The organism is Pseudoalteromonas sp. Scap25 (assembly GCF_013394125.1).
Classification (GTDB): Bacteria; Pseudomonadota; Gammaproteobacteria; order Enterobacterales; family Alteromonadaceae; genus Pseudoalteromonas.
Genome location: NZ_CP041327.1, coordinates 309,638 through 333,591, shown reverse-complemented (window position 1 = coordinate 333,591; position 23,954 = coordinate 309,638). Strand labels below are relative to the sequence as shown.

The following is a 23,954-nucleotide window of genomic DNA, read 5'->3' as shown; positions in this document are numbered from 1 at the left end:
GGCCTTTTTGATGGTCTAGGTAATATTTTGTACCAACCAATATAAGTCAGAGTGCACGCCAGCTGCGGTCACTTCTTTACCCGCACCGGGGCCTTGTATCACTAATGCGTTTTGATTATACCACTGAGTATTAATCACAAAAATATTATCGCCAGGTGTTAAATTAGCAACCGCTTCGCTTTTTGGTACATAGGCAATTCCTACCTTAGCGTTTAGCTTGCTGTTTTTAAACTCCAGCAATCCGGTATAACACAGTGCAGCACTTTGTTGCAAAGCCGCTTCGAAGTGCTGCTTGATAAACGCATCTAAACTAGCCTTGTTATCAACAAAGTCATCCCAACTGCCCGCACTTAGCTCATCGGGCATCAATGCGGATAAAGAAATGTCATCAAGTTCCAATTCAATACCTAATTCACGCGCCAAAATAAGCAACTTGCGTTGCATATCTCGGCCAGATAAATCTTCTCGCGGATCAGGTTCGGTGAACCCCAAAGCTTGTGCTTCAAGCACTAAATCTGAAAATGCCTTGCTGCCATCATACATACTGCATAACCATGACAGCGTGCCAGAAAACACGCCTTCTATACGCGTTATTTTATCGCCACTGTTTTGCAAATCGGCCAGTGCAAAGTTAATCGGTAATCCGGCTCCCACACTGGCATTATAACGCCAATGTAAGCCGCGCTGTGCCAAATCTTCACGTAATGCTTGATACCAGCTCAGCGGAGCTGTGCCTGCGTATTTATTAGCACTAATTAAGTGACAATTTAATTCCACAAATTTGCTATAAAGCTGGCTAAAATATTCACTGGCGGTAATATCAATCACTACCTTATGTTCATACTCAAGCGTATCAATGTATGACAGCAAATCAGCTTGCTGATAGGGGCTTGCATGGTTTTCCCATTGCTGTTGCCAGCTCTCACAGTCTAACCCATTGGCATTAACCAGCATCTGCTCTGAGCGTAGTAATGCTACTAACTTAATGTTAAAACCTGATGATAAACGGGCTATTTGTGCAGGTAGTTGGCGCATAAATTCAGCACCAACATTACCAAGCCCTGCAATAATTAAAGCTATTTCTTGCGCTTTATTGATCAATTTATCATGCAGTAAGCTCAGCACATCACTCTCAAGTACCTGATCGGTTAATAATAACGTATAACCGTCACCAAAATGAGTAAACCTAGGGTGAATTGATTGCGCTTGAAGTACAGCTGCACTTTGCTCACCGAGTATCGCTATATCTGGCTCTGATGCAATAATTGCAACCCCATTTAAGTTAGAATCACTAATGTTGGCGCGGCCAGCAAAATAATTAACCACCTGATATGTCGCCGACGCAGGGACTACCAAGTAAATTTCGCCCGCATGTTCAAAGTGATGCAAACTATGCTGAATAAGCTGACTAACATGCGCTACCTCGCCTTCACTCAAATCATCAACAGTAAGTAAATCCACATTGTTAATCGTGGTTAAAAAGCGCTTTTGTTTACTCATTCCTAATTTAACTATTTCGGTATGGCTGCCTTGAAGATCGTAACTACTGCGAACAATTAACTCTATATCGGTCCCTTTTAATGGCGATAATGTTTTAGCATGTAGTACGGGGTTACCTAATCTAGCCAATAAATTAGCTTGTTCGCGGCACACCCGCGCATACTTAATCGCATTAGCTACCTTACGCGGATCAGTACTAAAAACACCTTGAGTGTCAGTCCAAATAGACACTTTTTTAGCATTGCAATATCGTGCTAATAAAGTAGCACTGTAATCACTGCCGTTACGTCCTAAGGTCACGGTTTCATGTTGTAAATTAGCCGCAATAAACCCTGTAACGACATTAATTTTGCTTGTATCTATGGCTTTTAAGCACTGCTGCTGATTATTAGCATGCTGTAGCTGCCCTGCGTCTAACGTAAATAATTGCCTAGCGTCCAGAGCGCAAGCACTAACGTTAAGTTGCCCTAAGTAAGCGCTTAATAGCCTTGCAGACCATAATTCGCCATGAGCTAATAGCCACGCTTCAGTTAATATGTTTTGCTTAGCCTGCTGAGTAATAATGCTTAGCTCAGTGGCAAGTATATTGAGTGCTTCATGCTTAGCACCCGCTATAAGCAATTGTTCAATTAGCGAAGATTGATGATTACTTATTAATAAAATAATGTCAGCAATCGCTTGGGTATCTTGCTGTTCAAAGCTTTGCCACAATTTAACCAAGGTATCGGTGGTTTTACCGGCAGCAGATACCACCACACAATCCCCGGCTTGAGCATGAGTTAAAATAATATTTGCGACACTTTTAAAGCGATCCGCTGAGCTTAAACTCGAACCACCAAATTTATGAACCTGATTTACCATGTTAATACCAACTCGACTTCATGTTTTATATTTTCAAAATTGGTAGGCACTACCATAACGCCGGATGCGCCGCGTTTAGTTTCGCTGAGCCAAATGACTCACTGGCACCATTTTTTGCAGCTAAAGCATTATCTGCTTGCCCGGGGCGAACCAAATTAAATACCCTGTCTAAATCAGCAAGTAAGTCTTTTGCATCTTCAATACCCACCGAAATACGAATAAGCGTATCACCCACCCCAGCTTCTGCACGGGCAGTCGCCTCCATGCCTGCATGGGTCATGGTTGCGGGGTGACAAATCAAACTTTCAACTCCGCCTAATGATTCCGCCAAACTAAATTCATTTAAGCGCGTTAAAAACGCTGCAGCATCGTTTATATCGCCTTTGATATCAAAACTAACCATTGCACCAAAGCCAAACTGCTGCGCCTTAGCAAGCGCATGTTGTGGATGTGATTCAAGACCTGGATAGTAAACCTGAGCAACAAACGGGGAGTTTTCTAGATACTGTGCAATAGCGAGTGCATTTTCTTGGTGTTGCCTCAAACGCACGTTTAACGTGCGCAAACCTCTGAGAGTTAAATAGCTATCAAATGGCGCTCCAGTAATGCCAATATTATTTGCCCACCATGCCAGTTCTTCACCAAGCTCAGCGGTTGCTGCAATAACCGCCCCCCCAACAACATCTGAATGACCATTGATATATTTAGTAGTTGAGTGAACCACAATATCAGCACCAAATTTAATCGGATTTTGCAAAGCCGGCGATAAAAATGTGTTATCGGCAGCAACCAGAGCACCGCACTGCTTAGCAATATCGGTAACTGCTTTAATATCAGTTAATCGTAAAATTGGATTACTCGGTGTTTCAATCCAGATCAGCTTAGGTTTAATAGCAAGAATTTGCGATAAGCTTTCGCTTTTAGTGAAATCGACCACTTCTAGCTTTAACAAGCCGCGTTTTTCTAGTGAGGTAAATAAACGATAGCTGCCACCATAGCAATCGTGAGGAATCATTAACGTATCGTTACTATTTAATAATTGAGTTGTTAAGTGAACTGCCGCCATACCCGTTGCAGTAATAATGCCTTTAGCCCCGCCTTCAAGTTCAGTGAGCGCCTCAGCCAAAATGTCACGGTTAGGATTACCACTGCGGCCATAATCATATTGGCGTTTGGTATCAAAGTCAGAAAATGAGTAAGTTGTTGATAAATAAAGCGGTGGAACAACCGCACCATGCTGTTTGTCGGCTTCTATTCCACTACGAACAGCAATTGTTGCCTTATTTTTTTCACTCATTTTCGTCACCTTTACTATTTTGGAAGTTTAGACGTCTAAAAGGTAGCGCATGCAGTTTAAGATGTCAAAGCATTTAAATGTCTAGATAGCTAAATAACTAGTATTTGACTATCTTTTTTAAACCGATAGAATTTCACGCATATTTACACGCTTTGATGCTGTGTGAGCAATTTATAATCTGAGGCAACGATACATCTTATGGCTAAATGGAATGGTGAATATATTCACCCATACGCAGAACACGGGAAAAAATCCGAACAAGTAAAAAAGATCACCGTTTCGATCCCGCTAAATGTATTAAAAGTATTAACTGACGAACGTACTCGTCGTCAAATAAACAACTTGCGCCATGCAACAAATAGTGAGCTTTTATGCGAAGCATTTTTGCATGCATTTACAGGGCAACCGCTGCCTAATGATGATGATCTACGTAAAGACAACGCAGAAAAAGTACCTGAAGAGGTGAAGAAAATAATGCAAGAAATGGGACTAGAAGTGCCTATTTTAAATGAAGATTAAATTTCTTTATCTGTGTTATAAAAAAACCTCAGCAAATGCTGAGGTTTTTTTTGCGTTAATTCACACTTAAAATTACGCCATGTAGTTCTCTGGCATATCAATTTGTGCCACACCCGAATCAACTGCAGCTTGAGCAACGGCTTTGGCGATACGAGGCAATAAGCGCGGATCCATAGGTTTTGGTATAATATATTTAGCACCAAACTCTAGTTTATCGATACCTGCAGCAGTCAGTACTTCAGCCGGAACTGGCTCTTTAGCAATACTGCGAATTGCCTCTACAGCAGCTATTTTCATTTCATCGTTTATTTCACTTGCGCGTACATCTAGTGCGCCACGGAAAATAAATGGAAAACAAAGTACGTTGTTAACTTGGTTCGGATAATCAGAACGGCCAGTCGCCATAATAAGATCGTTGCGTGCAGCATGTGCTAATTGCGGATCAATTTCAGGATCGGGGTTTGAACATGCAAATACAACTGGGCGGTCAGCCATTAACTTCAAATCATCGGCGGCTAATAAATTAGGGCCTGATACACCAACAAACACATCGGCATCTTCAATTACGTCCTGTAAAGTACGTTTATCCGTATTGTTTGCAAATAATTGCTTATATTCATTTAAGTCATCACGACGTGTATGAATAACGCCTTTACGGTCTAACATATAAATATGTTCACGCAGTGCGCCACACTTAATTAAAAGCTCCATACAGGCAACAGCTGCAGCGCCGGCACCTAAACACACGATAATCGCATCTTCAATTGCTTTACCTTGTACTTCTAGCGCATTTAGCATACCCGCAGCCGTTACAATTGCCGTACCATGTTGGTCATCATGAAATACAGGAATGCTGCAACGTTCTATAAGTGCTTTTTCTATCTCAAAACATTCTGGCGCTTTAATATCTTCTAGGTTGATACCACCAAACGTGTCTGCAATATTCGCAACCGTGTTGATAAAGTCTTCGGTTGTGCGGTGCTTAACTTCTATATCAATTGAATCTAGACCTGCAAAACGTTTAAATAATAATGCCTTGCCTTCCATTACTGGTTTTGAGGCCAGTGGGCCTAAATTACCTAAGCCTAAAATTGCGGTGCCGTTAGTAATAACCGCAACCATATTTCCTTTACCAGTATACTTATAGGCATTTGCTGGATCAGCGGCAATTTCACGAACAGGTTCTGCAACACCTGGGCTATATGCGAGCGCGAGGTCTTTAACCGTCTCAGCGGGCTTGGTCAGCTCAATACTGATTTTACCTGGAACGGGATGGGCATGGTAATGTAGTGCTTGTTCACGAAAATCTGACATAACGCGATTATATCCTGCAATTTAAGTTAAAGTGAGAGGTAGTTTTATTCTACGATACCTTTATTATTTTTAAATTCCAAGCAATATCAGGTCTATCCTGTTATATGCTAGAACTCTTAATTTTAAGTGATTTATCAGCAACTTCCCTAGATTATCCTGACATTTTTAAAATATAAATTCGTCATAAAAATGAATATTACAGGTCGTTTTTACCCTTATTCAATATTTATGAAATACTCTTTTCAGTCTTAAATTAAAATAGTGAAATACCGAACTTTGTTTAACTTTAAATACAAATAACTTCACGTTAACTACATTTAAGTACCATATTTAAAGTGTAACAAATAAAAATATAGATAATATTGGCAATTTTGTCTGCAAATGTTTATGCATATTCGGAATAAGAACAGGAAATAGTTATGCAAAAATAATAAATACAAAACTGTTATAAAATGGAGGGATAAGTGAATTTTAGGCACAAAAAAAGCACCCTAAGGTGCTTTTTTTACATAGAAACAAAAAATTATTTTTTGCTGCTAAGTGCACCGAAGCGCTTGTTGAAGCGATCAACACGGCCGCCAGTGTCTAAAATCTTTTGCTTACCAGTGTAAAACGGGTGACACGCAGAACATACGTCTAAGTGAATGTCTTTACACAAAGTAGAACGAGTTTCGAATTTGTTTCCGCATGAACAAGTTGCAGAAATTACTTCGTACTTAGGGTGAATACCTTCTTTCATAGGAACCTCTAGTTAAGGCCGCATCGCTCTCCAAACCCGAAGTCTGGCACCATACGTCGTTAAAACAAATTTATTGGTCGCGAATTTTATCCAACAACCCGCACGCACACAAGCTTTAATTATTCTTTTTACTAAAAAGTCTGCAAACACCTATTGATTACTGATTTGTCGGTAGGCTTTTAATACTATTTTTAGTACATTAGGCTATTAGGTTTCTTAGTTGAGTTGTTATGTGTTTTGTTGAAGTTGCAATAAAAGTCCCCTTACCTCGCACCTTTGATTATAAAGTGGATGAGCAATTAACACCGCTGACTAAATTGCAGCCTGGCATGCGCGTACTCGTCCCTTTTGGCAATCAACGAAAAGTAGCGGTTATCCTTAGTTTAAAAACCGATACAGAAGTTCCTGAAGGCAAAATCAAATCTATTATTGAAGTAATTGATAATTCGCCGGTGTTATCTGCACAACATTTGGAGCTGCTGAAGTTTACTGCGCGTTATTATTGTTATCCACTAGGTGAAACTATTCATATTGCACTCCCCAATGCGCTGCGCCAAGGTGAATGCCCTGATAAAACCAGTATAAATATGCTGACGTTAACTGATAAAGGGGCGCTTTTACCATCTTTAAAAGCTAAAACACAGCTTAACTTGCTTAAGCAATTATCTGCATCGGGTAAATCATCATTAACGGAACTAAAAGCCCTCGGGTTTAATAAAAAGACTATTGATAGCCTATTAGCAAAAGAACTGATAGTGCAAACCATTGAACATGACAATCAATGGCAACATGCCTTTCCTACTGTGGGCACTAAGCCTCGCTTAAATAAAGAACAAGCAATTGCTTGCACTACTATAAATCAAAGTGCTGGTTTTAATAGTTTTTTACTTGAAGGTGTCACGGGTAGCGGTAAAACAGAAGTTTACCTACAGTGTCTTGAAGAGGTGTTAAAACGTGGAGAGCAAGCGTTAGTGCTTGTTCCAGAAATAGGTTTAACACCACAAACAGTGAATCGTTTTAGACGTCGCTTCCCTGACACGCCAATTATGCTATGGCATTCAGCGCTCACCGATAACGAGCGTCTGCAAACATGGCGGTTTTGTGAAAAAGGCAGTTGTGCTATCGTTATAGGTACTCGTTCGAGTATTTTTCTACCCTTTTTAAAACTCGGGATGATTGTGGTTGATGAGGAGCATGATGCTTCATTTAAACAACAAGATACTCTACGCTATCATGCACGCGATTTAGCAGCGTATCGCGCATATCAGCAAAATATCCCGCTTATTTTAGGCAGTGCGACTCCCGCATTAGAAACACTGCACAAAGCAATTAATAACAAATACCAGTTACTCACATTAAGTGAGCGTGCACAAACGGCCACCGATAATCAATTTAAGCTTCTCGACATGAAAGGTCAGCCTGATCAAGCGGGTATTGCCCATGCGAGCTTAGCGATAATGCGCCAGCACCTGAATAAAGGTAAGCAGGTAATGGTATTTTTAAACCGCCGTGGTTTTTCGCCCACTTTAATATGTCATGAGTGTGGTTGGTTAAGTGAATGTAATCGCTGCAGCACGAGTGCAACCTTTCATAAAGCCATCGGTCAGATGATTTGCCACCATTGTGGTGACCAATATCAAGTACCGCATCAATGCCCTGACTGTGGAAGCACGCAGATATTTCCTAACGGCAAAGGCACCGAACAAATAGAAGAATTTTTGAGTACTGAATTTAAAGACATCCCAATTAGCCGAATAGACCGTGACTCTACGAGGCGCAAAGGCAGCCTTGAAAAAGCATTGGATGAAATAAACCAAGGTGGCGCACGCATTTTAGTCGGTACGCAAATGCTGGCCAAAGGCCACCACTTTGCGGATGTAAGCTTAGTACTCATTTTAGATGTAGATAGTGGTTTATATTCGTGTGACTTTAGGGCAACAGAACACCTTGCTCAATTAGTGACTCAGGTTGCAGGCAGAGCTGGACGTTCTGGTGAGCCCGGTGAAGTATTATTACAAACACACTTCCCTGAGCACCCATTATTACAAGATTTAGTTAATAACGGCTATCAAGATTTTGCCCGCTTTGCGCTCACTGAACGAAGTGACGCGCAGTTACCACCAATCACCAGTATGGCAATAGTTCGTGCACAGGGACATAACATTAAGCAAGTCGTCGACTTTCTAACGGATTTGGTTCCTGTCAATGGGGTATCTGGTATACAATTGCTTGGACCTATCCCTGCGCCTTTAGAAAAGATTGCGGGGATGTATCGTTTTCAATTACATATTCAAGCGCAAGATCGACGCATTTTACATCCGTATCTTGCACAAATGGTTGATTATCTCAGCACCAGTAAACTAGCTCAAAAAGTTCGCTGGAGTTTAGACGTAGACCCTACAGACATGATTTAGGTAAGGCCACACATAACACCATGGCACAGCACGATTATATTAATAAAAAACCAAAAAATAGAAAAAACACCAAACAAGAACCGGCTAAAAAACCTTTTCCGCTGTTATTAACCCTGATTGCACTAGTACTTGTGGGTGGCTTTGCATATGGACTCTGGTTTGTTAAAAATAATGCCGATCCTGATCTTGTTGAAAAACAAGCAAACCCAACAGCCGAAAAACAAGTAGAAATAGCTAAACCGCGACCACCTAAATTTATTAAAGAAATTAAAGAGCATGAAATTCAAGTTGAAGTGAAAGAACTTGAACAAAAAGGCCCTTATGTTATGCAGTGTGGTTCATTTAAAACGCATCAACAAGCTGAAACCTTAAAGGCTAAAATAGCCTTTGCTGGGCTAATTTCAGAGATCAAAAAAACCACAGGTACTAATGGTATTTGGTATAAGGTGCGTTTAGGGCCTTATGAAACCAAGCGCCAAGCAGAAAGTGATAAGAACAAACTAAAACGAATTAATATCGTTGGCTGCGGAATTTGGGGCTGGACTTGAATTTAAACCATTCACCCATATAACCTCTTCATAATCGTTTTTTACGCGCTGCCCCCTTGCAGCGCGATGGTGAGGAATAACATGACTACAATCGTAAGTGTACGCCGTGATGACAAAGTTGTTATTGGTGGTGACGGCCAAGTCTCCCTTGGTAATACTGTAATGAAGGGCAATGCCCGAAAAGTTCGACGTCTTTATAATGGCAAAGTAATCGCTGGTTTCGCTGGCGGTACTGCTGATGCCTTCACCCTTTTCGAACGTTTTGAAAGCAAATTAGAAATGCACCAAGGCAATCTAACTAAAGCGGCTGTAGAAATGGCTAAAGATTGGCGTAGCGATCGTGCCTTACGCAAACTTGAAGCCCTGCTAGCTGTTGCTGATGAAACTGCCTCATTGATCATCACTGGTAATGGTGACGTCGTACAACCTGAAAACGACCTGATCGCAATTGGCAGCGGCGGAAACTTTGCACAATCTGCTGCAACCGCCTTATTAGAAAATACCGACTTAAGTGCCCATGAAATTGTAGAGAAAAGTCTTACAATTGCTGGCAACATCTGTGTATTTACGAATAACTTCCAAACTATCGAAGAATTGTAATAGGAACCCGCTATGTCTGATATGACCCCAAGAGAAATTGTTCATGAGCTAGACCAACATATTATTGGTCAAGCAAAAGCAAAAAAAGCGGTTGCTATTGCCCTTCGTAATCGCTGGCGCCGTATGCAGTTAAACGAAGATTTACGTGCAGAAGTAACGCCAAAGAATATTTTAATGATTGGCCCTACTGGTGTAGGTAAAACGGAAATTGCGCGTCGATTAGCAAAACTGGCTAATGCCCCCTTTATTAAAGTGGAAGCCACTAAATTCACAGAAGTAGGTTATGTAGGTAAAGAAGTTGAAACTATCATCCGTGATTTAGTCGACGTTTCAATCAAAATGACCCGTGAACAACAAACCAAAAAGTTTAAACACCGTGCAGAAGAAGCCGCTGAAGAGCGTATTTTAGATGTATTACTACCTCCAGTGAAAGATCAGTATGGGGAAGTTCAGCGCGATGAAAGCTCATCGACACGTCAATCGTTTCGTAAAAAATTACGCGAAGGCCAGCTAGATGACAAAGAAATCGATATTGATTTAGCCCAAGCTCAACCGAATGTTGAAATTATGGCTCCTCCTGGTATGGAAGAAATGACCAACCAGCTACAGGGCATGTTTCAAAATATGGGTGGTGATAAACGCACTAAACGTAAGCTTAAAATTAAAGAAGCATTTAAACTACTTACCGAAGAAGAAGCCGGAAAATTAGTTAACCCTGAAGAATTAAAAGAGCAGGCAATTTTTGCTGTAGAGCAAAACGGCATTGTGTTTATTGACGAAATCGACAAAATCTGTAAGCGCGGTGAAGCCTCAGGCCCAGATGTAAGCCGTGAAGGTGTACAACGTGATTTACTACCGCTTATTGAAGGTTCTACAGTAAACACTAAGCATGGCATGGTCAAAACTGACCATATGCTATTTATTGCCTCAGGTGCATTCCAGATGTCTAAACCATCAGACATGATCCCGGAGTTACAAGGCCGTTTACCTATTCGTGTTGAACTTGAAGCACTCACAGCCGATGACTTTAAGCGCATTTTAACTGAGCCACACGCATCACTTACGGAGCAACAACGCGAGCTACTCAAAACAGAGCATGTCGCTGTTGAATTTAGCGACGATGCAATTGAGCGAATTGCTAAAGCCGCTTGGCAGGTTAATGAGAAAACCGAAAACATCGGTGCTCGCCGTCTGCATACTGTTATGGAAAGATTAATGGAAGAAATTTCATATGATGCTTCTGAAAAAGCGGGTTCAAGTTTAGTTATTGACGCTGCCTATGTTGAAAAGCACCTAGGTGCGCTGGTTGAAGATGAAGACTTAAGCCGCTTTATTCTTTAACAGCCGTTTAATGTATACTAAAAGCCTCCAGCATGGAGGCTTTTTTGTAAGTGAGATGACGATGAAACAAGTAACTAAAGTGCACTATCATAGTGTAAGTAAAAATTTAGATGTGTTTTTTGATGATCATTCAGACGCAACCTTCAGTACTGAATTTTTACGGGTTCACTCTCCCTCAGCCGAGGTGCAAGGCCATGGCTCTGAGCCTATGAAGTTAGTACTTAATAAACAAACAGTGGGCATTAAAAGCATTACACCCGTAGGGCATTACGCGTTGCGTTTAGAGTTTGACGACGGGCACAACAGCGGGTTGTTTAGCTGGCAATATTTGGCTAAGTTACAAGCCGAACATACTAAGTTGTGGGACACTTATTTAGAACGTGTTAAACAACATGAAAATAACAAAGATAGCGTACCAATAAAATTTGTACCTTAACGTCAGTTATGATGCTTCTGCTTCGTTAATAACAAACAAGCGGCAATTAAGCCGCTTGTTTCTATGGATAATTAAACTTTATATTTTGAGATTGCTTGATGAAGCACCCTTGATTGCTCAGATACCTCTTCACTTGTTTGCGCATTCGTTTGTGAATGAGCAGCAGCCCCTTCAGCAATATCTCGAATACGGACTACGTTTTTATTAACCTCTGATGCTACCTGGCTCTGTTCATCAATAGCAGTAGCAATATGTGTACTCATTTCCATAATCGTTTGCACATCAACAGTGATAGCTCCTAGCAATTCACCCGCTTTTGTTGCTTGTGTTGCACTCTCACCACCTTGAGTACGACACTGATGCATGATACTTACTACCTCTTGGGTACGCTGTTGTAAGGTGTTAATAATACCCTCAATTTCGCTAGTTGACTCTTGCGTGCGTTGTGCAAGTGAGCGCACCTCATCTGCAACAACCGCAAAACCACGACCTTGCTCACCCGCTCTTGCTGCTTCAATAGCCGCATTTAGAGCCAGTAAATTAGTTTGTTCTGCAATGGCACGAATTACATCAAGTACAGAGCCAATGGTTTCACCATCTTTTTCTAGCTGTGACACCACGCTAGAGGCCTTACCAAGCGAATCAGACAAAGCATTAATATGTTTAATGGTTGACTCTACTTCAACCTGACCTTGTTGAGCACTTACATTGGTTGATTCAGCTTTTTTAGCTGCAGCTTCTGTATTATGTGAAATATCTTGAATCGTTGCTTGCATTTCTGTGGCTGCCGTTGCCACCATGTCCGCTTCATGCAATTGCTCTTGCATGCCAGAACTAGTTGCTGAGGTTGTTTCAGATAAGTTACCCGTTGCTATATTAAGCGTTGTTAGAGCAGTATTTACTTCATAGATAAGATCTTTAAAGTCGCTAATCAAGCTATTAAAATCTATGGTCATCCTAGTGACTTCATCTTCTCCTTTGTGCTCTATGAATAAGCTTAAATCATTGTTTTTTCTTATCTTGTCAATAGTTTGATAAACCCTCTCAATAGGCTGAATAATTGAGCGACTCGTTAAGTACACAAGAACCATCACAATCACACTGGCAATTATAAATATGGCTATTGCCAATAATTGCGCCTGCTGGGCCGTCTCAGCAACTTGTTTTTTAGTGGCCGAAGTAATGGCAGTCACCACATCATCACTTTTCTTAATACTGACTCTCATTTTTCCAAGAGCACCCGAATCTAAATCAACCCCTAAAGCGATTTGTGCTTCAACTAGTGCGGTAAATTTGCCTTGGTAATTGGTCATTAATGAAGTTAATTGATTGCGTATATTACTAGGTATTTCTGAGGTATTTACTTGTTGTTTTAACTCATCACCTAATTTATTAAATCGGTCTAAATATTTGGTATCTAAACGCAACATAAAATCTTTCTCAGCGCGGCGTAGCTGCAACATGGTGGTCAGTAATTTATAATCATTTTGCTGATTCAATAATGTTTCAATGTTGTGTACTGACTTACGCAGTTCGCCATAAAGCGCATCTTTAGGATGTAAACCTATCTTCCGTTGCAAATTAACAACAATTTGAAAGTCATCATAATACTGCTTTGCAAGCACCTCAAATTGGTTAACCTGATCAATGGCAATATCTAAATCTTTTGATAAAGCAGATAGTTTCCCTAGTTTGAGCTGCAGCTGTTTATATTCATTAGTGAATAAATCTAAGCTTTTTTCATCTTTATAAAATAAAAAGTCTTTTTCATATTTACGCATCGAAAGCTCATGCACATCAAGCTCTTCGGCGTATTGAATTGTTTCATTTAATTTAAGCATCACACGTGCTTCATAAATTATGATGCATAGCATGACAATCATTGTTAAACCTACAACTAAGGCGTTTAGTTGCAAACGGCGTTTTATCGTCAGATTTTGTAGAAAATTCATTGTAAATACCTATATTAAATTTGCCAGCGCAGTATAAAGTGATGCTTTCTTTCATTTAACTCATTAAGTTTGAACAAATAAAAAGGGTCGCCGGTAAAGTCTAACCATTAACAAACTCCTTTTAAACAAATGGACAATATAAAACCATTGGCCTAACCACAGTATTACTCAATTTTACAACTCTTGCCACTGAAGGTGAAAATGGTTCAGCCGCATCATGGATGCAATACACCTGTTTATAATCTTGTTGTGGGGAAATGACAAGTTTATGAAAGAATTATTATTCTTATAGTTGATTTAGTTCTAATTATGGCTAAATTTACTGCGATTAAGTCGTTGTTATTGCATATAAGGAGGGTATACTGAGTCACTAACTTATGTATCTTTTGAGGATAAAATAATGGATTACAGCACTTCTGATTTATGCGACCACTTTGCTGATGTGGTTGATGTGCTTGAACCTATGTTCATCAACTTTGGTGGTCGACACAGTTTTGGTGGCCGCATTAAAACGGTAAAATGTTTTGAAAACAATGAACTGATCCGCCAATTACTTTCTCAAGATGGTACTGATCAGATTTTACTTATTGATGGTGGCGGCTCAACTCGCAGAGCATTAATCGACATTGAGCTGGCTGAGCTGGCACTAGAAAACAATTGGCAAGGCATTATCGTATATGGTGCATTACGTCACGTTGATGAGCTTGAAGAACTTGATTTAGGTATTCAAGCTATTGCGTCAATTCCTGTTGCAGCAGACAGTGAAGGCGCGGGCGAAAGCGGTATAGGGGTTAATTTCGCTGGCGTATCATTTTTTGATGATGACTTTGTATATGCTGACAGTACCGGTATTGTGCTTTCAGCTGAAGAATTAGAGCTAGAAATAATAGAACTGTAGCGTGACCTTTCACCTTAAACTATACGACGAAAGCACGGTAAAGGAAATTTGCTCTGACCGTGCTGGAGAGCTAAAAGCATGGCAGTCGATGGCATTACTTGATGCCCGCGACAATATTCAACAAGCACTTGCTGATGCCGTACAATTTGGTATGCGCTTTGTTTTACTCGGGATTTGTGAAGACATTGGCCCGAGAGCCAATCTAGGAAATGGTGGCGCACAGCATGCTTGGCCTGCGTTTTTACAACGCTTTTTAAACCAACCTCATAATGACGCTATTGCCATGCAAAAAGTATTACTGCTTGGCGAAGTCACCCTCGATGATTTAATGCAACAAGCACTACCGCTTGATAATCATAATCCAAACGACTTAGCTCAATTGCGTAAGCTGTGCGCTGAAATAGATGAGCGAGTTGAAGCAATTTTAGACATGGTTTTTAAAGCGGGTCTTGAACCTATTGTTATTGGCGGCGGGCATAATAACTGTTTAGGTATTATTCGCTCACTTGCCAAACATAGCCATAACGCAATTAACGCGATTAATTTAGATCCTCATGCCGACTTTCGTGAGTGTGAAGGTAGGCACAGTGGTAATGGGTTTCGCTACGCTTATCAAGAGCAGCTGCTCAATAATTACCATGTTATTGGCTTACATGAGCTAAAAAACAATCAACCTATTTTTGATGCTATGCAGAGCGCTAACTTTAGCTACACAAGCTATCAAACAATTAATGTGAAGCGCGAAATAAACTTAACAGAAGCAACCACCCATGCACTCCAAAGGTTTGATAACGCACCGCTAGGGGTAGAAGTTGATTTAGATAGCTTAACCAATATGCCTGCAAGTGCCTTTAATTACTGTGGTTTTGATGTCAGCGATGGTGAGCATTATGTTTACTTAGCTGCAAATGATCCGCGCAGTGCTTATTTACACTTATGCGAAGCAGCACCTTCACAACACCCTCATTCTATAACTGCAGGTAAATTACAGTGTGGCCAAGTGATCAGTGCTTTAGTTAATACCTATTTACAAACAAAACTAAGCCTTTAAAACACACTTAAAGTTCTTGTGCTTCTAACCATTGCTTAAACCAACTCATTAATCCTAAACTGCTCAATGGGTGTCCAAAATAGTATCCCTGTGAAGCATAGGCTTTTAGACTTTTTACAAACTTTAGTTGATCGAGTGTTTCAACACCTTCAAAAATAACTTTCGTCTGTTGCTGGTTATGCATTTCAACCATACCACCTACTAAACTACGTATGTTATTTTGATTACTAAAGTCAGCAGTTAATGCAGGCGATATTTTAATGTATGCCACCGCTAAACTAGGTAACTTAGAAAGTAATACAGGATTATCACCTAAACCATCAACGCACACTTTTAAACCTAAGCTGTTAAGTCTTGCTATCATGGCTCTACCTTTATCATCTAGGCTAGTAAAAATGTGTAGCGGACATTCTAAAATTAAATCACCAGGCCTAAGTTGGTGCTCACCGATAACCCCATAAACAAAATCAACAAACTCTTCGTTGAGCATTTCTGGGCCAAATAAGTTAACACTTAAAGGCACCCTCATTCCTTCCATACGCAGTGCCATGGCAAGCTCTCCAGCTCGTTCAATAACAAAGGTCGCAAGTGAGTAACCAAGCCCTGCAATTCTAATATCGTTGATAAACTGGCTCGCCGATAAAGTCCCTTGGGTTGGATGCTGCCAGCGTAATAGCAATTCTAAAAATTCAATTTGGCCATCTTCATTTCGAATAACCGGTTGAAAAAACAATTCGAACTCATCAGCAAAGCTGATATTCGCCAGCTCAGTTAATCGCGCTTGCTGCTCTAAATGATCAGTCGTCATTTGCTGATGATAAGCCACAATTTGTTTAGCTGGCCGACTATCAAGCGCCAAGTAAGCATGACTAATTAGCTCATCAAAGCTGCTGCTTTGTTTATTACAATGTACATAACTGGCTCTTACTTTTACTTCAATCGTACAATTAGCTACATTGAACGGCTTTAAGGTAGCGCCAATAATTTGCTTTATAAGCTGTTGATGTAAATGATTATGATTTTGTAAATCACAAATAAATGCAAAGTTTAACCCACCCAAGTGCGCTAATTTAGCATGCTCAGCAAGAAAAAAAACTTCATCGCTATCTAATAGATCTTTTATTCGATTGGCCGACTGAGATAATAATAAGTCGCCAAAATCTCGGCCAATATGTTGATTAACTTGAGCAAAACCTTCTAGCCTCAGTACGATGATTGCTGCTGTAAATGGATCCTTATCATTGAGTTCATTATATTTTTGACGTAACTGCTGTTTATCAGGGAAGCTGGCTAAGGGTGAGTTTTCAACATACGCTTCAGGCTCGGTTTCTGGCTTTAAAGTTGGAGCAGTCTGCGGCGTATTAGCCATTAAAAAACCACTGCTACTGAGTAGTAAAATTGGAATAAGTAACCACGCTAAATGCAATGTAAAAAAGAGGTAACCTGTAAATAATAAAACAAGCCCGCCTGAGGCACAGGCACTGATAAGTAACGGGACTTTTTGCTTTAGCAAATTCGCCTGATATAAATGAAAAGCAAATCCCAGAGCCAATAACAAAACAAACCAAGGGATGGCAGTGCTAACCATAGCTAAACCAATCAGCCCAGTGTATAAAAAGCTGAGCCTTATTACGTTACTTTTAACGGTTAACAACGCTGCAACCATTGCCATTAAAAGTGCACCACTTAAAAAAATAGCTAAATTGCTATAGCTCAATAACGTTCCATCCATAGCTGAGGTACTCACTGACATTAAATAAAACATAGGCTTAAGAGTTAAGTCTCATAATTAGCTAAGTTTACCCAATATCCATAGATTTAACAGTTTATTTACCCCAAACTGATAACTTAATTGTGCTGGATGCTCAATTTGCCAATGTGCTATGTCGGCGCGAGCGCCTACTTTTAATACGCCTCTATCAGCAAAACCAAGAGCCTGAGCTCCGTGTGCCGTGACTCCCATTAATGCCTGTTCTGGAGTAAAATTAAATAATGTACAAGCCATATTCATCATTAATTGCAAAGAACATAACGGTGATGTGCCTGGGTTAAAGTCACTGGCAATTGCGATGGGAACCTTGTATTTATTTAACAGTTCAATTGGAGGGTATTTCGTTTCTTTTAAAAAATAAAAAGCACCGGGCAGTAATACCGCCACAGTACCTGCATTTGCCATAGCTTTAACTCCGGCTTCATCAAGATATTCCAAATGATCGGCCGACAAACCATTGTATTGCGCCACCAGCGCAGCACCTTGTTGATTGGATAATTGCTCAGCATGGCACTTAATTGCTAACCCCAGTTTTTTAGCCGCATCAAATACTCGCTGCGTTTGAGCATGACTAAAACCAATATCCTCACAAAATACGTCTACTGCATCGACTAAATCATGTTCAACAAGTGTGTTAAGCATTTCATTACACACTAAATTTATATAATCATCACTGCGATTTTTAAACTCTAAAGGTAGTGCATGCGCGCCTAAAAAGGTATTAATGACTTCAATAGGATGATGTTGATTTAAAAGCCTAGCGACTTCTAATATTTTTTTTTCATTTTCTATATCAAGCCCATACCCTGACTTAATTTCTACCGTAGTGACACCTTCAGCTAGCAGTGCATTTAAACGATCTTTTGCTGCTACAAATAATTGTTCGTGGTCAGCCTCTCGGGTTGCTTTCACGGTACTTGCAATTCCGCCCCCTTGCGCGGCAATTTGCTGATAGCTTACCCCCTGTAAACGCTGCTCAAACTCCTGTGCACGAGAACCGGCAAACACCAAGTGAGTATGGCAGTCAATTAAGCCCGGGGTTAACCACTGCCCTTTGATACTTACTACCGGAGTGGCTAATACATCAAAATCAGGTAACTCAGTTTGCTCACCCAACCATATTATTTTGCCATTTTTAATTGCTAAAGCCGCATTTTCTATCGCTCCATAAGGTGCATCAATGTTGTTATCCATGGTGGCAATATTGGCATCGGTGAGTAATAAATCGATATCATTTAACTGTTCTGTGGATTCTGTGGCTTGCATAAGTCTCTCCGCGATAGTGTTCAACAAGTTTAAAAACACATCTTGTATATACAAGATGATTATGCCATCTTACTAGGTATTGTTTATTTTTAATATACTAAAAATATTTATGCCAACACCTAAGTTTACGCAAATAAAACAGTTTATTGTGGACAAAATACGCAGTGGGCTTTGGCTTGAAAACCAACGTGTCCCCTCAGAAAACGAACTAGCCAAACAGTTTACAGTAAGCAGAATGACCGCACGTCGGGCACTTAGTGAACTCACTGATGCCGGTATTTTAACCCGTAGCCAAGGCCTAGGTACGTTTGTAGCAAGCTTCAAGTCTCAGTCGTCATTACTTGAAATAAAAAACATCGCCAATGAAGTAAAAGAGCGAAACGGAAACTACAGCTGCACAGTGCAAGTATTAGAATCGATTAATGCCGTCGCGCCAATTGCAATTGCTTTAGGTGTAGAGGTAGATAGCGTGGTGTATCGCAGTGTCATTATTCATAATGAAAACGACAGTCCCTTGCAAGTAGAGGAGCGCTTTGTAAATCCACCCCTTGCAAAAGATTATTTACAACAAGATTTTACCGCCCTTACCCCGCACGAATACTTATCAACAGTTGCTCCTTTAACGCAAGCGAGGCATACGGTAGAGGCTATTACGCCAAACAGTGAAATGTGCCAATGGCTTAATTTATATAATGAAGAGCCCTGTTTACAAGTAATACGCCGTACTTGGTCGGTAAACGGAATTGTTAGTTTTGCACGACTTATATCGCCAGGCAGTAAGTACCGCTTGGGCGGACAATTAACATTTAAAAACAATAACAAAGCCCATAACGCTTAAATTTAACAGGAGTGAATAATGGATCATCGACTGGACACACAACGCACAATTCGCGCACAGCATGGTAATCAAATATCTACTAAAAGCTGGCAAACCGAAGCAGCTAAACGCATGCTAATGAATAATTTAGACCCTGATGTTGCCGAGCACCCGCAAGCTTTGGTGGTGTATGGTGGGATTGGCCGTGCTGCCCGTGACTGGCCAAGCTACGACAAAATAATTGCGACGCTTGAGCGCCTTGAAGATGACGAAACCCTATTGGTGCAATCAGGTAAACCGGTGGGGGTATTTAAAACTCATAGCAACGCACCGCGGGTATTAATTGCAAATTCTAACCTTGTTCCGCACTGGGCTAACTGGGAACATTTTAACGAGTTAGATAAAAAAGGCTTGATGATGTACGGCCAAATGACCGCTGGCTCTTGGATTTATATTGGTTCTCAAGGAATTGTTCAAGGCACTTACGAAACCTTTGTAGCTATGGCAAAACAACATTTCTCAGGCGATGCCAAAGGTAAGTGGGTGTTAACAGGTGGCCTGGGAGGAATGGGCGGAGCACAACCATTAGCTGCAACCATGGCTGGCTTTAGTGCCTTAGTGGTGGAATGTGATGAAAGCCGTATCGATTTTCGAATAAAAACAGGGTACGTCGACGTAAAAGCCACAGATCTTGAGCATGCATTAAAATTAATAACCGATGCCTGTGTAAAAGGTGAAGCGCTTTCTGTGGGTTTACTTGGTAACGCGGCTGATGTTTTTAGTACCTTAGTAAAAAGTGGTATTACTCCCGATATAGTCACCGATCAAACCTCTGCTCATGATCCGCTTAACGGCTACCTGCCACAAGGTTGGAGTATGGAGCATGCAGCAAAAATGCGAATCGATAATCCACAAGCAGTGGTAAAAGCGGCCAAACAGTCAATGGCTGTTCAAGTAACAGCGATGCTGGCACTGCAAGATGCGGGCGCAGCAACTACCGACTACGGCAACAATATTCGTCAAATGGCGCTCGAAGAAGGCGTAGCAAATGCTTTTGATTTCCCTGGATTTGTGCCTGCTTATATTCGTCCATTATTTTGTGAAGGCATTGGCCCATTTAGATGGGTAGCACTATCGGGCGATCCCGAAGATATTTACAAAACAGACGCAAAAGTAAAAGAGCTCATTCCTGATGATAAGCATTTGCATAATTGGCTTGATATGGCGCGTGAGCGAATTCAATTTCAAGGCTTGCCTGCACGTATTTGTTGGGTTGGCTTAAAAGACCGCGCGCGTTTAGCGGTTGCCTTTAATGAAATGGTTAAAAATGGTGAACTTAAAGCACCAGTAGTTATTGGCCGCGATCATCTTGACTCAGGCTCAGTAGCTAGTCCTAATCGTGAAACAGAGAGCATGCAAGATGGCTCCGATGCTGTCTCTGATTGGCCACTTTTAAATGCCCTGCTCAATACCGCTGGCGGTGCTACTTGGGTATCGCTTCATCATGGTGGCGGCGTTGGAATGGGCTTTAGCCAGCATTCAGGTGTAGTTATTGTTGCCGATGGTACCGATGAAGCAGAGCAACGCCTTGCTAGAGTGCTGTGGAACGATCCCGCTACCGGTGTAATGCGCCATGCCGATGCTGGTTATGACATTGCAAAAAACTGTGCACAACAACAAAACCTAGACCTACCTATGCTTAACAAGGATAAGTCATGATTTCATACACACTCACACCGGGTCAGCTTGAATTAAATACCTTAAGAAAAATTAATCAATCGGCCGTAGATTTAACTTTGGCAACTGAGTCCGTCACACAAATAGCAGCCAGCGCGCAAACCGTTCAAGACGTAATAAACGAGCAGCGTACTGTATATGGTATTAATACCGGCTTTGGTTTATTAGCCAATACTAAAATAGCGAATGATGAGCTAGAACTATTACAACGCAGTATTGTGCTTTCACACGCTGCGGGCATTGGCGAATTAATGGATGACAGCACGGTCAGATTAATGATCACCCTAAAAGTAAATTCTTTATCACGGGGTTATTCTGGTATTCGTTTAGCAGTCATTGAGTTTTTTATACAGCTACTCAAAAATGAAGTGTACCCATGCGTGCCTAAAAAGGGCTCAGTGGGCGCTTCGGGCGATTTAGCCCCCCTTGCTCATATGTGCCTGCCTTTATTGGGTGAAGGGAAAATGCGCTACCAAGGAGAGCTAATAAGCGCAGAACAGGGGTTAAAAATTGCAGGGCTTGAGCCACTGACATTAGCCGCCAAAGAGGGCTTAGCCTTATTAAATGGCACGCAAGCCTCTACTGCATTTGCACTGCAGGGCTTATTTAGAGCCGAAGACTTGTACGCACAAAGCTGTGTAATTGGCTCTATCAGTATTGAGGCCGCCATGGGCAGTCGCGCACCATTTGATGCACGTATTCATGAGGTTCGTGGTCAACAAGGGCAAATTGATACCGCGCACGTATTTAGAGAACTATTAAGTACCCACTCACAAATTAGTGACTCACATATTAATTGTGAAAAAGTACAAGACCCTTATTGCCTGCGTTGCCAACCGCAAGTACTTGGTGCGTGCTTAACCCAAATACGCCAAGCCGCCGAAGTATTAATATGTGAATCAAACGGGGTAACCGATAACCCACTCGTTTTTGCCGATGTGGGGGATATTATTTCAGGTGGAAACTTTCATGCTGAGCCCGTTGCTATGGCCGCTGATAATCTTGCGATTGCCATTGCCGAAATTGGCGCCTTAGCTGAGCGACGTATTGCCCTACTGATTGACTCTAATTTATCAAAATTGCCGCCATTTTTAGTTGAAAACGGTGGGGTAAATTCAGGATTTATGATAGCTCAAGTGACCGCAGCTGCGCTCGCCTCTGAGAACAAGTCACTAGCACACCCAGCCTCGGTAGATAGCTTACCGACCTCAGCTAACCAAGAAGACCATGTCTCTATGGCAACCTTTGCCGCTAGGCGCTTAGTTGATATGGCTAATAATACGCAAGGCGTGTTAGCCGTTGAGTGGCTAAGTGCTTCTCAAGGGTTAGAATTTAGAGCGCCACTACATGCGTGTAAGCAGGTAGAAAATGCGAAGGCACTGCTACGCCAACATGTTAGCTATTACGATAAAGACCGCTACTTTGCTCCCGATATCGAAGCGGCTAACACACTACTAAGTGAAGGTAAGTTGTCCGACTTTATAAAAAATTCGCCCTTACCTTCTTATTAAATAGCCTGAACTCTGGTTAAGAGATTTACTAACGTATTGAATCAATATGATATTTATGTTTATTTTCTCTAGCCAGAGATTTCCAGTGAAAACAAGGCGAAATTACGTGTCGAAAGCTCGCCTATTGCAAGTAAATTCAACGCAGTTAGCACTGAAAATAGCTGCTTGAGATAGATTTATTATTCAGAGTTCAGGTTAAATACCATACTGATAACTAAAACCCAGCGCTTCTATCGCTGAGCCAATAACTTTGCGCTCAGCGACTTCATCACTACTAAAACTTGGCATTTGTGTGCCATACAGCTCACATTTTTGTGCATAATAATCTGCTTTGTTCGGATGCGCAGGGTTAACTACATTATAAATGCTTTGCCCTTGTGACCAATTGTTAAGTACCGCATAAATGGCATTGATCACATCTTGTTGATGCACCATGTTCACCACTTGCTGACTAGAGGTGTTGAGCTCTTTACCTGCCACAAAACGACCCGGCTCTCTGTTTGGCCCCAACAATCCGGCTAACCTTAAAACTTTACCTTGCTGCTCAAGTACTTGCTCTTCAGCATCATAGAGCTTTATTTGTCGCTCGTTAGTGCCAGATATATCGCTACTTTCACTATAAACTCCAGGCTCTTGATCATACACTCCAGTCGATGAGCACAATAAAAAACCTTTGCAATTAAGTTCAGTTGCCAGCTTTAACCCCTGCTCCAGCACTTGAGAATAATCACTTTCGCTGTCACGACTGCGCGGCGGTATAGCACACACCCAGTACGCGTTTTGTAAATCCACTTGGTGCTGCAGCTCGCCGTTTTGTAAAACAAACTGACGCTCAAAATCAAATTGATGAGTGTCACTACGATGAGTTCCTTGCACTTGCCAACCTTGTTTTTGTGCATCAATACATAAGGCTTGGCCAAGCCAACCAGCGCCAAGGACTACTAAGTTATCTTTGTTGGTTTGCACTTTATTTTCCCTTTTATTAAAACTCAATCAACGCGTTTTATAGCAACAAAAAATATGATGAACTTTATACTACTAAAAATAATATTAGCAAACGCTGATTGCATAAGATATTAACACACGCTTCATTTGCGATTAGTAGCTTATTTAATGATACCGCTACCATGTATATGCACCTGCCGATAAACCGTATGGCTTAAGTGACTTACGAAGAGTAATAAATAAAAAGATTGTGCAATTTAAGAGTTAAAAAGCGATGACCGCAAGCAAAGTATTTAAGGGTAAAATTTAGGCGTTTCACCCTTGTTTTTAATTTATTCAACACCATATCTTCAGAGTCTGTTTATCTGCAGTTTTAATCAAGTTTCGTTACATAACGCTATTTTTATGAGCGAGATCTCATTTTTCTGTTTTAAATG

19 protein-coding genes are annotated in these 23,954 nt (G+C 41.0%); 11 read left to right on the top strand and 8 right to left on the bottom strand.

From position 1 onward, the window contains the following. Positions 1 to 15: 15 nt before the first annotated feature. A complete protein-coding gene (metL, locus tag FLM54_RS01510; RefSeq protein ID WP_178954728.1) occupies positions 16 to 2,361 on the bottom strand; it encodes a bifunctional aspartate kinase/homoserine dehydrogenase II in 2,346 nt (781 codons plus the stop codon). Positions 2,362 to 2,410: 49 nt separating this feature from the next. Beyond that, positions 2,411 to 3,658, bottom strand: a complete 1,248-nt coding sequence (metB, locus tag FLM54_RS01505) for a cystathionine gamma-synthase (RefSeq protein WP_138607208.1) — start codon at positions 3,656 to 3,658, stop codon at positions 2,411 to 2,413. A 198-nt stretch (positions 3,659 to 3,856) separates the two neighbouring features. On the opposite strand from metB, the gene metJ reads away from it, so the two are divergent. Continuing rightward, entirely contained in the window at positions 3,857 to 4,177 is a 321-nt protein-coding gene (gene metJ, locus FLM54_RS01500) for a met regulon transcriptional regulator MetJ (protein WP_008115021.1), read from the top strand. 72 nt (positions 4,178 to 4,249) lie between these two features. Here the strand turns inward: metJ and FLM54_RS01495 are convergent, their stop codons facing one another. Further along, the gene (locus tag FLM54_RS01495) at positions 4,250 to 5,491 is read right to left on the bottom strand and encodes a malic enzyme-like NAD(P)-binding protein (protein ID WP_008465773.1); all 1,242 of its coding nucleotides are present in this window, start codon (positions 5,489 to 5,491) and stop codon (positions 4,250 to 4,252) included. A 523-nt stretch (positions 5,492 to 6,014) separates the two neighbouring features. Continuing rightward, a complete protein-coding gene (gene rpmE, locus FLM54_RS01490) occupies positions 6,015 to 6,230 on the bottom strand; it encodes a 50S ribosomal protein L31 (RefSeq protein ID WP_008115018.1) in 216 nt (71 codons plus the stop codon). A gap of 230 nt (positions 6,231 to 6,460) precedes the next feature. Here rpmE and priA point away from each other — a divergent pair, with 230 nt between their 5' ends. The 5 genes from priA (at position 6,461) to FLM54_RS01465 (ending at position 11,569) form a co-directional block, all read left to right on the top strand. Then, complete coding sequence (gene priA / locus FLM54_RS01485; RefSeq protein ID WP_178954718.1) at positions 6,461 to 8,644, top strand: primosomal protein N'; 2,184 nt, start codon at positions 6,461 to 6,463, stop codon at positions 8,642 to 8,644. Positions 8,645 to 8,664: 20 nt separating this feature from the next. After that, the gene (locus tag FLM54_RS01480) at positions 8,665 to 9,192 is read left to right on the top strand and encodes an SPOR domain-containing protein (RefSeq protein WP_178954708.1); all 528 of its coding nucleotides are present in this window, start codon (positions 8,665 to 8,667) and stop codon (positions 9,190 to 9,192) included. A gap of 81 nt (positions 9,193 to 9,273) precedes the next feature. Beyond that, complete coding sequence (hslV, locus tag FLM54_RS01475; RefSeq protein ID WP_010390410.1) at positions 9,274 to 9,792, top strand: ATP-dependent protease subunit HslV; 519 nt, start codon at positions 9,274 to 9,276, stop codon at positions 9,790 to 9,792. Positions 9,793 to 9,804: 12 nt separating this feature from the next. Then, entirely contained in the window at positions 9,805 to 11,133 is a 1,329-nt protein-coding gene (gene hslU, locus FLM54_RS01470) for an HslU--HslV peptidase ATPase subunit (protein ID WP_138607212.1), read from the top strand. A gap of 61 nt (positions 11,134 to 11,194) precedes the next feature. Then, positions 11,195 to 11,569, top strand: coding sequence for a gamma-butyrobetaine hydroxylase-like domain-containing protein (locus tag FLM54_RS01465; RefSeq protein ID WP_138607214.1), 375 nt, complete (start codon positions 11,195 to 11,197; stop codon positions 11,567 to 11,569). Positions 11,570 to 11,640: 71 nt separating this feature from the next. On the opposite strand, the gene FLM54_RS01460 is transcribed toward FLM54_RS01465, so the two are convergent. Further along, positions 11,641 to 13,521 carry a methyl-accepting chemotaxis protein gene (locus tag FLM54_RS01460; protein ID WP_178954704.1) on the bottom strand — a complete coding sequence of 627 codons (1,881 nt, stop codon included), beginning with the start codon at positions 13,519 to 13,521 and terminating at the stop codon, positions 11,641 to 11,643. A gap of 400 nt (positions 13,522 to 13,921) precedes the next feature. Here FLM54_RS01460 and rraA point away from each other — a divergent pair, with 400 nt between their 5' ends. Together rraA and FLM54_RS01450 are read left to right on the top strand one after the other, a co-directional pair. Further along, positions 13,922 to 14,419, top strand: a complete 498-nt coding sequence (rraA, locus tag FLM54_RS01455; RefSeq protein WP_008465762.1) for a ribonuclease E activity regulator RraA — start codon at positions 13,922 to 13,924, stop codon at positions 14,417 to 14,419. Between the two features lies 1 nt (position 14,420). Further along, complete coding sequence (locus FLM54_RS01450) at positions 14,421 to 15,470, top strand: formimidoylglutamase (RefSeq protein ID WP_178954702.1); 1,050 nt, start codon at positions 14,421 to 14,423, stop codon at positions 15,468 to 15,470. Positions 15,471 to 15,477: 7 nt separating this feature from the next. Here FLM54_RS01450 and FLM54_RS01445 read toward each other — a convergent pair whose 3' ends face one another. Both FLM54_RS01445 and hutI read right to left on the bottom strand, forming a co-directional pair. Continuing rightward, positions 15,478 to 17,202 carry a GGDEF domain-containing phosphodiesterase gene (locus tag FLM54_RS01445; RefSeq protein WP_178956827.1) on the bottom strand — a complete coding sequence of 575 codons (1,725 nt, stop codon included), beginning with the start codon at positions 17,200 to 17,202 and terminating at the stop codon, positions 15,478 to 15,480. 57 nt (positions 17,203 to 17,259) lie between these two features. Next, positions 17,260 to 18,507: an imidazolonepropionase gene (gene hutI / locus FLM54_RS01440; RefSeq protein ID WP_138607220.1), complete on the bottom strand. Its 1,248-nt coding sequence runs from the start codon at positions 18,505 to 18,507 to the stop codon at positions 17,260 to 17,262. A 109-nt stretch (positions 18,508 to 18,616) separates the two neighbouring features. Between hutI and hutC the strand changes: the two genes are divergently transcribed. Genes hutC through hutH form a run of 3 tightly spaced genes read left to right on the top strand, consistent with a single transcriptional unit; the run spans position 18,617 to position 22,572 of the window. Then, the gene (hutC, locus tag FLM54_RS01435) at positions 18,617 to 19,345 is read left to right on the top strand and encodes a histidine utilization repressor (protein ID WP_178954700.1); all 729 of its coding nucleotides are present in this window, start codon (positions 18,617 to 18,619) and stop codon (positions 19,343 to 19,345) included. Between the two features lie 18 nt (positions 19,346 to 19,363). After that, positions 19,364 to 21,043, top strand: coding sequence for a urocanate hydratase (gene hutU, locus FLM54_RS01430; protein ID WP_178954698.1), 1,680 nt, complete (start codon positions 19,364 to 19,366; stop codon positions 21,041 to 21,043). After that, positions 21,040 to 22,572: a histidine ammonia-lyase gene (hutH, locus tag FLM54_RS01425; RefSeq protein ID WP_178954696.1), complete on the top strand. Its 1,533-nt coding sequence runs from the start codon at positions 21,040 to 21,042 to the stop codon at positions 22,570 to 22,572. Before hutU ends, hutH begins: the two co-directional genes overlap by 4 nt. A gap of 195 nt (positions 22,573 to 22,767) precedes the next feature. Here the strand turns inward: hutH and FLM54_RS01420 are convergent, their stop codons facing one another. Then, positions 22,768 to 23,538, bottom strand: a complete 771-nt coding sequence (locus tag FLM54_RS01420) for an NADP-binding protein (RefSeq protein ID WP_178954694.1) — start codon at positions 23,536 to 23,538, stop codon at positions 22,768 to 22,770. Positions 23,539 to 23,954: the final 416 nt, after the last annotated feature.

What these genes read in the sequence shown, in the direction of transcription:
- FLM54_RS01445 (WP_178956827.1), bottom strand. Translation starts at nt 17,202, where the DNA reads ATGGATGGAACGTTATTGAGCTATAGCAATTTAGCTATTTTTTTAAGT.
- FLM54_RS01480 (WP_178954708.1), top strand. Translation starts at nt 8,665, where the DNA reads ATGGCACAGCACGATTATATTAATAAAAAACCAAAAAATAGAAAAAAC.
- hslV (WP_010390410.1), top strand. Translation starts at nt 9,274, where the DNA reads ATGACTACAATCGTAAGTGTACGCCGTGATGACAAAGTTGTTATTGGT.
- FLM54_RS01460 (WP_178954704.1), bottom strand. Translation starts at nt 13,521, where the DNA reads ATGAATTTTCTACAAAATCTGACGATAAAACGCCGTTTGCAACTAAAC.
- priA (WP_178954718.1), top strand. Translation starts at nt 6,461, where the DNA reads ATGTGTTTTGTTGAAGTTGCAATAAAAGTCCCCTTACCTCGCACCTTT.
- rpmE (WP_008115018.1), bottom strand. Translation starts at nt 6,230, where the DNA reads ATGAAAGAAGGTATTCACCCTAAGTACGAAGTAATTTCTGCAACTTGT.
- hutI (WP_138607220.1), bottom strand. Translation starts at nt 18,507, where the DNA reads ATGCAAGCCACAGAATCCACAGAACAGTTAAATGATATCGATTTATTA.
- hslU (WP_138607212.1), top strand. Translation starts at nt 9,805, where the DNA reads ATGTCTGATATGACCCCAAGAGAAATTGTTCATGAGCTAGACCAACAT.
- hutH (WP_178954696.1), top strand. Translation starts at nt 21,040, where the DNA reads ATGATTTCATACACACTCACACCGGGTCAGCTTGAATTAAATACCTTA.
- FLM54_RS01465 (WP_138607214.1), top strand. Translation starts at nt 11,195, where the DNA reads ATGAAACAAGTAACTAAAGTGCACTATCATAGTGTAAGTAAAAATTTA.
- metL (WP_178954728.1), bottom strand. Translation starts at nt 2,361, where the DNA reads ATGGTAAATCAGGTTCATAAATTTGGTGGTTCGAGTTTAAGCTCAGCG.
- FLM54_RS01495 (WP_008465773.1), bottom strand. Translation starts at nt 5,491, where the DNA reads ATGTCAGATTTTCGTGAACAAGCACTACATTACCATGCCCATCCCGTT.
- metJ (WP_008115021.1), top strand. Translation starts at nt 3,857, where the DNA reads ATGGCTAAATGGAATGGTGAATATATTCACCCATACGCAGAACACGGG.
- rraA (WP_008465762.1), top strand. Translation starts at nt 13,922, where the DNA reads ATGGATTACAGCACTTCTGATTTATGCGACCACTTTGCTGATGTGGTT.
- hutC (WP_178954700.1), top strand. Translation starts at nt 18,617, where the DNA reads ATGCCAACACCTAAGTTTACGCAAATAAAACAGTTTATTGTGGACAAA.
- hutU (WP_178954698.1), top strand. Translation starts at nt 19,364, where the DNA reads ATGGATCATCGACTGGACACACAACGCACAATTCGCGCACAGCATGGT.
- metB (WP_138607208.1), bottom strand. Translation starts at nt 3,658, where the DNA reads ATGAGTGAAAAAAATAAGGCAACAATTGCTGTTCGTAGTGGAATAGAA.